We start from the raw sequence: 12,721 nt of genomic DNA on the forward strand, positions 1-12,721 counted from the left end.
AGGAGCGGTGCGATGCCAGAAGAGTCCGTACGCCCCCTGGAGCGCGGTCTCGCGGTCCTGCGCGCCCTGGCGGCCGCCGACCAGGCGCGGGCAGGCGATCTGGTGCGGGCCACGGGCCTGGCCCGTTCGACGGTGGACCGGGTGGTGGCGACCCTGGCCCGGCTCGGATACGTACGCGAACACGGCCAGGAGCTGCGGCTCACCCCGCGCCTCATGGAGCTGGGCAACGCCTACCTGGCGGCGAGCGGACTCACCGGCGAGGTCGCGGCGCGCACCGCGCGACTGGCGGACGAGCTGGACGAGTCGGTGTCCCTCGCGGTGCCGGACGGCGACGGCGTCCGCTTCGTGACGCAGGCCGCGCGGCGCCGCGCGATGTCGGTGGCCTTCCGCATCGGCGATCTGCTGCCCGCCGAGCGGTGCGCGCCGGGTGCGCTGTTCGCCGCCGAGTGGGGCGAGGAGGGCTGGGCCGCGTGGCACGCGCGCGTGGCCGCCGATCCGGACGGCCTGGCCTTTCCCGCGCTGCCGCCGGGGCCCGCGCCCGAGGTCCCGGACCTGGCGGGCCGCGTGGCGCACTCGCGGGGCACGGGCTGGGCACTCGACGACCAGCTGATCGAGCCTGGCCTGATCGCCGTGGCGGTCCCGGTGCGCGACGAGGCGGGCCGGGTGCGGTACGCGCTGTCGGCGGTGAGCCACACCAGCAGGCACACGGCGCGGGGCCTCGCGGAGCAGGTGCTGCCGAGGCTGCGGGAGGAAGCGGCGTTCCTGGAGTCGCTGCGGCCCGCCCCGTCGGCGTACGAAGGATCGGATTCCGCGTCCGACGCGGCGGCGGACACCGCCGGGGCCAAGGCCGAGCTGGGCCCCGGCTTCCTCCAGTCCCTCGCCCGCGGCCTCGCCGTGCTGCGCGCGCTCGGCCGGGCACGCGGCGCAGGGCTGCCGCTCACCGCGATCGCCGAGGCCACCGGGCTGCCCAGGGCCACCGCGCGCCGCTGTCTGCACAGCCTGGAGATGGCGGGCTACGCGACGCACGACGGCCGCGACTACCGCCCGCTCCCCCGCATCCTGGAGCTCGGCTACGCCCGCCTGTCGCGGCTGGGCTTCGCCGAGATCGCCGAGCCGCACCTGCGCGAACTGACCGGCCGCGTGCAGCAGTCGGCGTCGGTGACGGTGCTCGACGGCACGGACATCCTGTACGTGGCGCGCGCGGCGACCGTCCGCGTCATGAGCGTCTACATCACGCTCGGCACCCGCTTCCCGGCCTACCCCACGGCCATGGGCCGGGTCCTGCTCGCGGGCCTCCCCAAGCCGGAGCGCACCCGCCTCCTGAAGGCCGAGCCGCCCAAGGCCCTCACCCGGCGCACGGTCACGGACCCGGCCGAGCTGCACCGCGCCCTCGACCGGGCCGCGGCCGACGGCTACGCCACCGCGGACGAGGAGCTGGAGGAGGGCCTGCGCTCGGTCGCCGTACCCCTGAAGGACGCGGAAGGGCGGGTGATCGCGGCCCTGAACGTGGCCCAGCACGCGGGCACGGCCCCGCTCGGCGAGACGATCGACGCGCTGCTGCCGGCCCTGCGCGAGACCGCGGCGGCGATCGAGGCCGATCTGCACACCGCGGCGCGGTTCAACTCAGTACGCCTTCCCTAGAGCGGGACGGAGTCCACCAGCGTGTGCCACTGACCGCGCTTGCCGTCGACGTTGTCCGCTTCGGTCGTCAACACCGTTGCGGAACGCTTGACATGACGTGTCGTCAGAAACATGCCTCATGGTTGAATGTCGAACGGTCGGACCGATCAGATCCGGCTGATCTTCACCGCAGGAGGGAACGATGATCTTGGGTTGAGCCGTTGGCCGGCACCGTCACCGACCGCACACAAGTGCCCCGCACAGAGGGGGCGGAGGTGCCCGGAGCCGGACTCGAACCGGCACGCCCCCGAGGGGCAGCGAGGTTTAAGCTCGCCGTGTCTGCATTCCACCATCCGGGCAGGCCGTGGGCTCCGCATCAAGTGTTTCGACCCTATCGGGAGGCGTCCCCCGAACAGCGGAACAACAGCCCGATGTTGTCTTATTTTATTGACGTCTGAGGGTGCATCAGCCACCGGTACGGGCCATCGGTACATGCCGCAGGCCCTTCCCCGGTTTCGCGGACTCCGGGACGGAATGACGGAATTTAGCCGCCGCCCCGCACCCCCGTGACCACCCCCTCGCACCCTCGTAGGTGCTACCCGCCTCAGGGGCGGGCGTCATCCCCAGGTATGACACGGGCGTCCCGAGTCCGACTGGAGACGGCCCCGGGAACCGGAACAGCGGCTGACTACACGGCGCGGATCGGCAAGCACGATGGAGTACGTCCCCCACTCGTCGTCCCGACAGGAGCACCGCCCCGTGACCACCACACCCTTCGCCGCCCGCGCCACCGCCGTGGCCGCGCGCGCCACGGATCTCTCCAAGGTGTACGGACAGGGCGAGACCCAGGTGGTCGCCCTCGACCATGTGTCCGTCGACTTCCGGCAGGGCGAGTTCACCGCGATCATGGGCCCTTCGGGCTCCGGCAAGTCGACGCTCATGCACTGCGTGGCCGGGCTCGACAGCTTCAGCGGCGGCTCCGTGCGGATCGGCGAGACCGAGCTGTCCTCCCTCAAGGACAAGCAGCTCACCAAGCTCCGCCGGGACAAGATCGGCTTCATCTTCCAGGCCTTCAACCTGCTGCCGACGCTGACGGCCCTGGAGAACATCACGCTGCCGATGGACATCGCGGGCCGCAAGCCGGACAAGGCGTGGCTGGAGCAGGTCATCTCGATGGTCGGCCTCGCCGGGCGGCTCTCCCACCGGCCCACCGAGCTCTCCGGCGGTCAGCAGCAGCGCGTCGCCGTGGCCCGCGCGCTGGCCTCGCGGCCGGACATCATCTTCGGCGACGAGCCCACCGGAAACCTGGACTCCCGCTCGGGTGCCGAGGTCCTCGGGTTCCTCCGCAACTCCGTGCGGGAGCTGGGGCAGACGGTCGTCATGGTCACCCATGACCCGGTGGCGGCGGCGTACGCGGATCGCGTCATCTTCCTCGCCGACGGACGGATCGTCGACGAGATGCTGTCGCCGACCGCCGAGGGCGTCCTCGACCGGATGAAGGACTTCGACGCCAAGGGGCGTACCAGCTGAGGCCCACCCAACTGACGTAGCCCCGGCCCACTCCCTCAAGCCCTCCCAGGACAGGACCATGTTCCGTACCGCCCTGCGCAACGTGCTCGCGCACAAGGCCAGGCTGCTCATGACCGTGCTCGCCGTCATGCTCGGCGTCGCCTTCGTGTCCGGCACCCTCGTCTTCACCGATACCTTCGGCAACGCCTACAAGAACAAGTCGGCGAAGAGCTTCGACCACGTCTCGGTCGCCATCCAGCCGGACGGCGGCGGCTCCGAGGACGGCAAGAAGCAGCAGCCCCGGCTCACCGACGCGCTGCTCGCCGAGGCCAAGAAGCTGCCCGGCGCCGAGTCCGCGATCGGCGGCGTCTTCGGCTTCACCGCGCTCGCCGACAAGGACGGCAAGCTGGTCGGCGGCGAGTGGGGCACCACCGGCGCCAACTACTACCCCGGCAAGGACGGCAAGGACCCGCGGTACGACTTCACCGACGGCTCCGCGCCCAAGTCCGCCGGCGATGTCGCCCTGGACTCACGGACCGCCGAGCGCACCGGCTTCAAGGTCGGCGACACGGTCCGCTACTCCACCGAGGGCCCGGTGAAGGAGGCGAAGATCAGCGGCGTCTTCGACACCGACGACGGCAGTGTCGTCGCGGGCGGCAGCCTGATGGTGTTCGACAACGCCACCGCGCTCAAGGCGCTGAACAAGACCGAGTACGACGAGATCGACGTGAAGGCCGCCGCCGGCACCTCCGAGACGGCGCTCAAGGGCTCCGTCGAGAAGATCCTGCCGAAGGACACGGACGCCGTCACCGGCACCAAGCTCTCCGACCAGCAGGAGTCGATGATCGAGGAGCAGACCAGCTCGATGAGCCAGGTCCTGCTGATCTTCGCCGGCATCGCGCTCTTCGTCGGCATCTTCATCATCGCCAACACCTTCACCATGCTGGTCGCCCAGCGCACCAAGGAGCTGGCCCTGATGCGGGCCGTCGGCGCCTCGCGCCGCCAGGTGACCCGCTCGGTGCTCATCGAGGCGTTCCTGGTCGGCCTGGTCGCCGCCGTGGCCGGATTCGGGCTCGGCATCGGCGTCTCCATGGGCCTGGAGGCCCTGATGAACTCCGGCGGCGCCTCGCTGCCGGACGGCCCGCTGGTGATCTCCCCGACGACGGTCGTCGTGGCGCTCCTGATCGGCGTGGTCGTGACCATGCTGGCCGCCTGGCTGCCGGGCCGCCGCGCCGCGAAGATCCCGCCGGTCGCCGCGATGAACAGCGTGCACGCGACGCCGACGACGCGTGGTCTCGTCGTACGCAACACGATCGGTTCGCTGATCGTCGCGATCGGCACGGTCATGCTCTTCAACAGCGACAACTACGTGATGGCGGGCGGCGCGGGTGTCATCCTCGTCGGCGTCATCGTCCTCACGCCGCTGCTGTCCCGCCCCTTCATCGCCGCCTCCGCGCCGCTCCTGAAGCCGTTCGGCGTCACCGGCAAGCTGTCCCGCCTCAACTCGGTGCGCAACCCGCGCCGTACGGCGTCCACGGCGTCGGCGCTGATGATCGGCCTGACCCTGATCACGGCGATGACGGTCGTCGCGACCTCCATGAGCAGCGCCATCAACAAGATGGCCGTCGACTCGCTGAAGGCCGACTACAGCGTCTCCATGGCGAACTTCCAGCCGCTGACCCCCGAGGTCCGCGAGAAGCTCGACAAGCTGCCGGGCGTCGAGGCGAGCAGCCCGCTGCGGTCCGCCTACGGCGAGGTCGACGGCAGCTACAACACCATCTCCGGTGTCGACCCGAAGACCTTCGGCGACCTGGTGGGCCTCGACTTCGCGAGCGGCTCGCCGGCCGGTCTGCGGGACGGCGGCGTGCTCGTCGACTCGGACACCGCGAAGGACAAGGGCCTCAAGACGGGCGACTCCTTCCCGCTGAAGTTCGACGAGGACGACAAGACGGTCCAGCTGAAGGTCGCCGGTGTCTACAAGGGCAACGAGATGCTCAACGGTCTCTTCGCCCCGACGTCCGTCGTCGACCCGCACCTCGACAAGATCGTCGACAAGCAGGTCCTCCTGAAGATGAAGGACGGCACCTCCGAGGCGGCCGAGGACTCCATCGTCAAGGCGCTCGGCGACAACCCGGCCATCACCATCCAGGACAAGCAGGCGATCAGCAACGCCATCGGCGGCGCCATCAACATGCTCCTGAACATGCTGTACGGCCTGCTCGCCATGGCGATCCTGATCGCGGTGCTCGGCGTCATCAACACGCTGGCCATGTCGGTCTTCGAGCGGAAGCACGAGATCGGCATGCTGCGGGCCATCGGCCTCGACCGCGCCAAGGTCAAGCAGATGGTGCGCCTGGAGTCGGTCGTGATCTCCCTGTTCGGCGCGGTGCTCGGCATCGGCCTCGGCCTCTTCATGGGCTGGGCGGCCGGCGGCAGCATCGCCGAGACGGTGACGACGTACTCCATGGAGATCCCGTTCGGCCGCATCGCGATCTTCCTGGCGATCGCCGCGGTGGTCGGCGTCCTCGCGGCCCTGTGGCCCGCCCGCAGCGCGGCACGGCTGAACCCGCTGCTCGCCATCAAGAGCGAGTAGCAGACCCTCGGGGCGTGAGAAGGGGCCCCGGACGATCCGTCCGGGGCCCCTTCGTCGTACGTACCGGCAGGCGGCTACCGCCAGTCGCGCGCCCGCAGCGGCATCCCGGAAGTGCCGATCTCCGGGGTCTTCACGGCGAGCACCTGATTGACGCCGATGCGATTGCGCTCGAAGGCCAGCGCGGAGGCGGCCATGTAGAGCCGCCAGATCCGCGCACGCCCCGGCGAGGTCAGCCGCTGGCCCTCCTTCCAGTTGGCCTCCAGGTTGGCGACCCAGCGGCGCAGGGTGAGGGCGTAGTGCTCGCGGATGGCCTCCACGTCGCGCACCTCGAACCCGGCCCGCTCCAGGAGGCCGACCGTGGTCCCCACGGGGGCGAGCTCGCCGTCCGGGAAGACATAGGCGTCGATGAACTCGTCCACCGTGTACGCGGACTCGTCGGCCTGCGGCCGGCGCGCGATCTGGTGGTTGAGCAGCCGGCCGCCCGGCTTGAGCAGGGCATGCAGATCGTGCGCGTACTCCAAATACCGTTCGGCGCCGACGTGTTCGGCCATACCGATGGACGAGATCGCGTCGTACGGACCGTCGCGCACGTCGCGGTAGTCCTGGACGCGGATCTCGATCCGGTCGGTCAGGCCCTCCTCGGCGATGCGCTTCCTGGCGTACGCGGCCTGCTCCTGGGAGAGGGTCACGCCGACGACGTGCACGCCGTGCTCGCGGGCCGCGTGGATCGCCATGGAGCCCCAGCCGCAGCCGACGTCGAGCAGCCGCAGGCCGGGCTTCAGGGCGAGCTTGCGGGCGATCAGCTCCAGCTTGTCGCGCTGGGCCTGCTCAAGGGTGGACGCTTCGTCTTCATCAGTCCCCCAGTAGGCGCACGAGTAGACCATCGAGGGGCCGAGCACCAGCTCGTAGAAGTCGTTGCCCACGTCGTAGTGGTGGCTGATGGCCTGCCGGTCGCTGCCCTTGGTGTGCAGATGCAGCCTGCCGTGCCTGCGCATCTCCTCCGGCGGCGGGGCGGGCGGCAGGAACGGCGCGGACATCGCGATCAGCGAGCGGGCGGCGGCGCGGAACTTCGGGTCGCGCAGGGATTCCCTGAGGCTCCTGGCATCGTCGCCGCGCTCCCAGATGAACTCGGCGAGCTGGTCCAGGGCCTCGTACAGATCCCCTTCGACGTCCAGGTCCCCGGCCACCCAGGCGCGCGCCAGGCCCAGTTCGCCCGGCTTCCACAGCAGGTGGCGCAGGGCCCGGCGGCTGCGCACGACGAGGGCGGATGCGCCCGGCGGTCCCGCCTCCGAACCATCCCAGGCACGAATACGTACCGGGAGCGGTGCTCCCAGCAATTGTTCGGCAAGGTTCTTCAGCCGCAGCGCGGCGTCTGGCATGGCGCACACCTCCGTGACAGCAAATCCCGGATCGGTTCAACACCACGTAAACACCAACAGGGTGCTCCCGCAGTCCCGTTGCCGCGTTACGGAACGGCAAAATGCATGTAGCCGCCATGTAAAAGGTCGCGGAAAACCCGAAGGGGCCGTCCGCACCACGGATGGCGGACGGCCCCTTCGGGGCGGATCAGTGACCGGAGGTCAGGAGGCCTTGGCCTTCTCCTCGGTCTTGGCGACCGGGGTCTCGGCGGCGGCCGCGGGCTTCGGCGCCGGCTTGGCGGCCTCGTAGAACTCCTCGCGCGGAGTCTCCATGGCGCCCAGCGAGACGACCTCGCGCTTCAGGAATACCGCGAGGGTCCAGTCGGCGAAGACGCGGATCTTGCGGTTGAACGTCGGCATCGCCATGCCGTGGTACGCGCGGTGCATGTACCAGGCGAGACGGCCCTTGAGCTTGATCTTCATCTTGCCCATGACGATCATCGCGACGCCCTTGTGCAGGCCGAGACCGGCGACCGCACCCTTGTTGGCGTGGCTGTACTCCTTCTGCGGGAAGCCCCGCATGCCGGAGATCACGTTGTCGCCGAGGACCTTCGCCTGACGCAGCGCGTGCTGGGCGTTCGGCGGGCACCAGGCGTTCTCGTTGCCGGCCTTGCGGCCCACGAGGTCCGGCACCTGGGCGTTGTCGCCCGCGGTCCAGATGTAGTCCGTGCCCTTGACCTGGAGGGTCGGCTCGGCGTCCACGTGGCCGCGCGGGCCGAGCGGGAGACCGAAGCGGGCGAGCGCCGGGTTCGGCTTCACGCCGGCGGTCCACACGATGGTGCTGGAGTCGACCTCGAGGCCGTTCTTCAGGACCACGTGGCCGTCGACGCAGGAGTCCATGGAGGTGGAGAGGTAGACCTCGACCCCACGGCCCTCCAGGTGCTCCTTGCCGTACTGACCGAGCTTCGGACCGACCTCGGGGAGGATCTTGTCCGCGGCGTCGACCAGGATGAAGCGCATGTCCTCGCGCTTCACGTTGTTGTAGTACTTGGCCGCGTCGCGGGCCATGTCCTCGACCTCGCCGATGGTCTCCGCACCCGCGAAGCCACCGCCGACGAAGACGAAGGTCAGCGCCTTGCGGCGGACCTCCTCGTCGGTGGTCGAGTCAGCCTTGTCGAGCTGCTCGAGGACGTGGTTGCGCAGGCCGATGGCCTCCTCGATGCCCTTCATGCCGATGCCCTGCTCGGCGAGGCCGGGGATCGGGAAGGTGCGGGAGACCGCGCCCATCGCGATGACGAGGTAGTCGAAAGGCAGCTCGTACGCCTCACCCACGAGGGGGGCGATCGTGGCGACCTTGCGGTCCTGGTCGATGGTGGTGACCCGGCCGGTCAGAACTTCCGCCTTGGGCAGCACGCGTCGCAGCGGGACGACGACGTGCCGAGGCGAAATGCTGCCGGCGGCGGCTTCGGGGAGGAAGGGCTGGTAGGTCATGTACGACCGGGGGTCGACGACCGTGACGGTCGCCTCTCCGTAGCGCATCTTCTTGAGAATGCGCCGAGCTGCGTACAGGCCTACGTACCCACCGCCTACTACGAGGATCCTGGGACGCTCCGTGGTGCTCATGCCATCGAGTATCCACCTGCCCGAGGGGGGTCGCTCGTGCGCCCCTTCACAAGCATGGGTATGCCCTCTGCTACACTGCGCCGCCCACGTGACCCAGGCCATAGCGCCACAGGGGAACCACGGTGTAACCCGAGACGTTGTGCACCCCTCGTGAGCTGCCGCTCTGGCCTCTGGCGCACGGTGGACCACCCGGTGGATTCATCCGGCGGACACGCGCCCGAACCTTCACTGTCACGGGTCATGAGGCGCCCGGAGGGCACTTTTAGGGGGTCGGAACCCCTGAACATCGTCCAACCGAGCCGAATTCCTTGTGAAGAACTTCACGAAGTTTCCCGACAGGACGTCGCCGAGGGGCCCTTCAGGCCCCTCAGCAGGCGCTCAGACGCTGTCGGGATCGCTCACGCGAGGGACCAGCCGATGCCGTCGAGGATGTCGTGCTCGCTCACCACGACCTCCCGGGCGCCGATCCTGGCCATGATCGCCAGCAGGATGAGCGCGCCCGAGACGATCACGTCCACGCGGCCCGGATGCATCACCGGGATCGCGGCGCGCTCGTCGTGCGTGGCGCGGCTGAGGCGGGCGACGATCTCGCCGACCTGCTCGTAGGAGACGCGGGAGTGGTGGATCGCCGCCCAGTCGTACGCGTCGAGGCCGAGCGCGATGGCGGCCACCGTGGTCACCGAGCCCGCGAGGCCGACCAGGGTGCGGGCCTCGCGCAGCGGGACCGTCTGCTCGGCGACGTCGAGGGCGGCCTCGATGTCCGCGCGGACGGCGTCGAGTTCCGCCTCCGCGGGCGGGTCGGTGCGGATGTGGCGTTCCGTCAGGCGTACGCAGCCGATGTCGACGGAGCGGGCGGCGCGGACATGGTCCTCGCCGACGACGAACTCCGTGGAGCCGCCGCCGATGTCGACGACGAGGTAGGGCTTGTCGAGGTGGGCGCTGCCCTTCAGCTCCTTCGTCGCTCCCGTGAAGGAGAACTCGGCCTCCTGGTCACCGCTGATGACTTCCGGCTCGACGCCGAGGATGTCCAGGACTCCGCGGACGAAGTCGTCGCGGTTCTCGGCGTCGCGGGAGGCGGAGGTGGCGACGAAGCGGGTGCGCTCCGCGCCGTGAAGCTTGATCACTTCCGCGTACTCGCGGCAGGCGGCGAAGGTCCTCTCCAGGGCCTCCGGGGCGAGGCGGCCCGTCTTGTCCACGCCTTGCCCCAGGCGGACGATGGTCATCCTGCGGTCCAGGTCGACCAGTTCGCCGGTGGCGGGGTCGGCGTCCGCCACGAGCAGGCGGATGGAGTTCGTACCGCAGTCGATGGCTGCCACGCGGGTCACTCTGAGGGCTCCTCTATTGATCGGTACTCGGCGCTGTGCGTTGTGCCCACCCGTTCCGCCGCGCGGAACGCCTGCCCACAACGGGGACGGCCGCCTCTTACTCCTCAGGCAGGGTTACGCAGGCGCCTTTTCGCCACCACTCCGGGAGCATGGCGATCGCCTCGTCGCCCAGGGGGTTCACGCCGGGGCCCGCGGCCAGGGAGTGGCCGACCAGGACGTGCAGGCACTTGACGCGGTCCGGCATGCCGCCCGCACTGGGGAAGCCCTCCAGGACCTCGATGGCGTCACGGCGCGCGATGTAGTCCTCGTGCGCCGCGCGGTACTTCGCCGCGAGCTCGGGGTCCGTCTTCAGGCGCTCCGACATCTCCTTCATGACGCCGTTGGCCTCAAGGGTGCCGATCGCGGACGCGGCCCGCGGGCACGTCAGGTAGTACGTCGTCGGGAACGGCGTCCCGTCCGGAAGCCGCGGCGCCGTCTCGACGACGTCCGGCTGCCCGCACGGGCAGCGGTGCGCGATGGCCCGCAGGCCGCGCGGCGGCCGGCCGAGCTGCTGCTTGAAGGCCTCGACGTCGGCGTCGGTGGGCTCGGTGCGCGGGGTGGTCGGCGGGGGCGTTTCCATGCCTGTCTTTCGTGTCCTTGGGTCAGTCGTCGGGGCGGTCGGCCTTGTCGACGCCGTCCCAGACGTTCGAGTACCAGGGGCGCGTCGCCGCCCCCTGGTCCGTGCGGCGGCTCTTCGTCGCCGCGGGGTCGATCACCGTGAACCCGGTCTCGCCCGGCATCACATAGTGCAGCCGGTCCCGGATGCGCTGCTCGGCGTACGAGTCGTCCCGCCAGCGGGCCTTCTCGTCCTTCAGCTTCTCCACGTTCTCGCGCCGCTCGGCCTGCTCCCGGCGCTGATCGGCGATCTCGGCGCGCTGCGAGACGTACTGCCTTATGGGATAGGCGAGGGCGACGACCAGCGAGCAGAGCACGAGCGCGAGGAGCGCCGCCCGGCCGGTGAGCCGGGAGCGGCGGGCCTGGCGCTTGGTCTGGGAGCGGTAGACGCGCTCGGCGGTCTGCTCGCCGAGCAGCTTCAGCCTGGTCGCGGTGGAGAACCGGTCCCGGTCCTTCACGGCCATGTCCCCGCCTCCCGTTCACACGCGCGTACGTCCCCGCACACGGTACGGGACCGAGTACGGGGACGTACGTAACTACAGCGTCAGGGGAGCTCAGCCCTTGAAGCGCGGGAAGGCCGAGCGACCGGCGTAGACCGCCGCGTCGTCCAGGATCTCCTCGATGCGCAGGAGCTGGTTGTACTTGGCGACGCGCTCGGAGCGGGCCGGGGCGCCGGTCTTGATCTGACCGCAGTTGGTGGCGACGGCCAGGTCGGCGATGGTGACGTCCTCGGTCTCGCCGGAGCGGTGGGACATCATGCACTTGAAGCCGTTGCGCTGGGCCATCTCGACGGCGTCCAGGGTCTCGGTCAGCGAACCGATCTGGTTGACCTTGACCAGCAGGGCGTTCGCGGACTTCTCCTCGATGCCGCGGGCCAGGCGCTCCGGGTTGGTGACGAACAGGTCGTCGCCGACGAGCTGCACCTTGTCGCCGAGCTTCTGGGTGATGACGTTCCAGCCGGCCCAGTCGTCCTCGAACAGCGGGTCCTCGATGGAGACCAGCGGGTACGCGGAGACGAGCTCCTCGTAGTACTCGGTCATCTCGGCGGCCGAGCGGGACTTGCCCTCGAACTCGTACTTGCCGTCCTTGTAGAACTCGGACGCGGCGACGTCGAGCGCGAGCGCGATCTGCTCGCCGGGGACGTAACCGGCCTGCTTGATGGCCTCGAGGATGAGGTCGAGCGCGGCGCGGTTGGAGTCCAGGTTCGGGGCGAAGCCGCCCTCGTCGCCGAGGCCGGTCGACAGACCCTTGTCCTTCAGGACCTTCTTGAGGGTGTGGTAGACCTCGGTGCCCCAGCGCAGCGCCTCGGAGAAGGACTCCGCGCCGATCGGGGCGATCATGAACTCCTGGATGTCGACGTTGGAGTCGGCGTGCGACCCACCGTTCAGGATGTTCATCATCGGGACGGGCAGCAGGTGCGCGTTCGGGCCGCCGAGGTAGCGGAACAGCGGCAGGTCGCTGGCCTCGGAGGCGGCGTGCGCGACGGCGAGGGAGACGCCGAGGATGGCGTTGGCGCCGAGGGAGCCCTTGTTGTCGGTGGCGTCCAGGTCGAACATGGCCTGGTCGATCAGGCGCTGCTCGGTGGCGTCGTAGCCGACGAGCTCCGGGCCGATCTGCTCGATGACGGCGAGGACGGCCTTCTCGACACCCTTGCCCTGGTAGCGGTTCGGGTCACCGTCGCGAAGCTCGATGGCCTCGAAGGCACCGGTGGAGGCACCGGACGGAACGGCGGCACGACCCGTGCTGCCGTCGTCGAGGCCGACCTCGACCTCGACCGTGGGGTTGCCTCGGGAGTCCAGGATTTCCCGGGCTACGACGACGTCGATGGACGGCACGAGCATCTCCTTCTGGGATGTGACGCGGTACGCGGGGCGTTGGCCTCGCGGACACGAGCCTAACCGGCTCCCGGACAAGAGCCAGCCGAGCGACCGCCCTGTGGACAAACCGAGAGCAAAAAGTTTCCGAACGGAACAAAACGGCGGAGGGACAAGCGGAGGGACAGACAGAACCCCGCCCCGGCGCGTACGGGGGATACGCAC

General features: G+C 69.8%; 9 protein-coding genes and 1 tRNA gene. 3 read left to right on the forward strand and 7 right to left on the reverse strand.

Going from position 1 to position 12,721, the window contains the following annotated elements:
- Window positions 1-12 precede the first annotated feature (12 nt).
- On the forward strand, window positions 13-1,641 hold the full coding sequence (locus ACIBKX_RS35895; RefSeq protein ID WP_363270114.1) for an IclR family transcriptional regulator C-terminal domain-containing protein: 1,629 nt from the start codon (window positions 13-15) through the stop codon (window positions 1,639-1,641).
- 255 nt (window positions 1,642-1,896) lie between these two features.
- Here the strand turns inward: ACIBKX_RS35895 and ACIBKX_RS35900 are convergent.
- Window positions 1,897-1,979 (reverse strand) — tRNA-Leu (locus ACIBKX_RS35900).
- Window positions 1,980-2,379: 400 nt separating this feature from the next.
- Between ACIBKX_RS35900 and ACIBKX_RS35905 the strand changes: the two genes are divergently transcribed.
- Both ACIBKX_RS35905 and ACIBKX_RS35910 read left to right on the forward strand, forming a co-directional pair.
- On the forward strand, window positions 2,380-3,150 hold the full coding sequence (locus tag ACIBKX_RS35905) for an ABC transporter ATP-binding protein (protein WP_363270113.1): 771 nt from the start codon (window positions 2,380-2,382) through the stop codon (window positions 3,148-3,150).
- A gap of 58 nt (window positions 3,151-3,208) precedes the next feature.
- On the forward strand, window positions 3,209-5,722 hold the full coding sequence (locus ACIBKX_RS35910) for an FtsX-like permease family protein (RefSeq protein ID WP_363270112.1): 2,514 nt from the start codon (window positions 3,209-3,211) through the stop codon (window positions 5,720-5,722).
- 74 nt (window positions 5,723-5,796) lie between these two features.
- On the opposite strand, the gene ACIBKX_RS35915 is transcribed toward ACIBKX_RS35910, so the two are convergent.
- The 6 genes from ACIBKX_RS35915 to eno form a co-directional block, all read right to left on the reverse strand.
- Window positions 5,797-7,101 (reverse strand): cyclopropane-fatty-acyl-phospholipid synthase family protein, encoded by a 1,305-nt coding sequence (locus tag ACIBKX_RS35915; protein WP_363270111.1) that lies wholly within the window; start codon window positions 7,099-7,101, stop codon window positions 5,797-5,799.
- Between the two features lie 201 nt (window positions 7,102-7,302).
- Complete coding sequence (locus tag ACIBKX_RS35920; RefSeq protein WP_363270110.1) at window positions 7,303-8,703, reverse strand: NAD(P)/FAD-dependent oxidoreductase; 1,401 nt, start codon at window positions 8,701-8,703, stop codon at window positions 7,303-7,305.
- 398 nt (window positions 8,704-9,101) lie between these two features.
- Window positions 9,102-10,028, reverse strand: coding sequence for a Ppx/GppA phosphatase family protein (locus ACIBKX_RS35925; protein WP_363270108.1), 927 nt, complete (start codon window positions 10,026-10,028; stop codon window positions 9,102-9,104).
- 97 nt (window positions 10,029-10,125) lie between these two features.
- Window positions 10,126-10,647 carry a DUF501 domain-containing protein gene (locus tag ACIBKX_RS35930; protein ID WP_363270107.1) on the reverse strand — a complete coding sequence of 174 codons (522 nt, stop codon included), beginning with the start codon at window positions 10,645-10,647 and terminating at the stop codon, window positions 10,126-10,128.
- Between the two features lie 22 nt (window positions 10,648-10,669).
- Window positions 10,670-11,146, reverse strand: coding sequence for a septum formation initiator family protein (locus tag ACIBKX_RS35935; protein ID WP_363270106.1), 477 nt, complete (start codon window positions 11,144-11,146; stop codon window positions 10,670-10,672).
- 90 nt (window positions 11,147-11,236) lie between these two features.
- Window positions 11,237-12,517: a phosphopyruvate hydratase gene (eno, locus tag ACIBKX_RS35940; RefSeq protein WP_363270105.1), complete on the reverse strand. Its 1,281-nt coding sequence runs from the start codon at window positions 12,515-12,517 to the stop codon at window positions 11,237-11,239.
- Window positions 12,518-12,721: the final 204 nt, after the last annotated feature.

The sequence above is a fragment of the Streptomyces sp. NPDC050658 genome (assembly GCF_044457025.1).
Classification (GTDB): domain Bacteria; phylum Actinomycetota; class Actinomycetes; order Streptomycetales; family Streptomycetaceae; genus Streptomyces.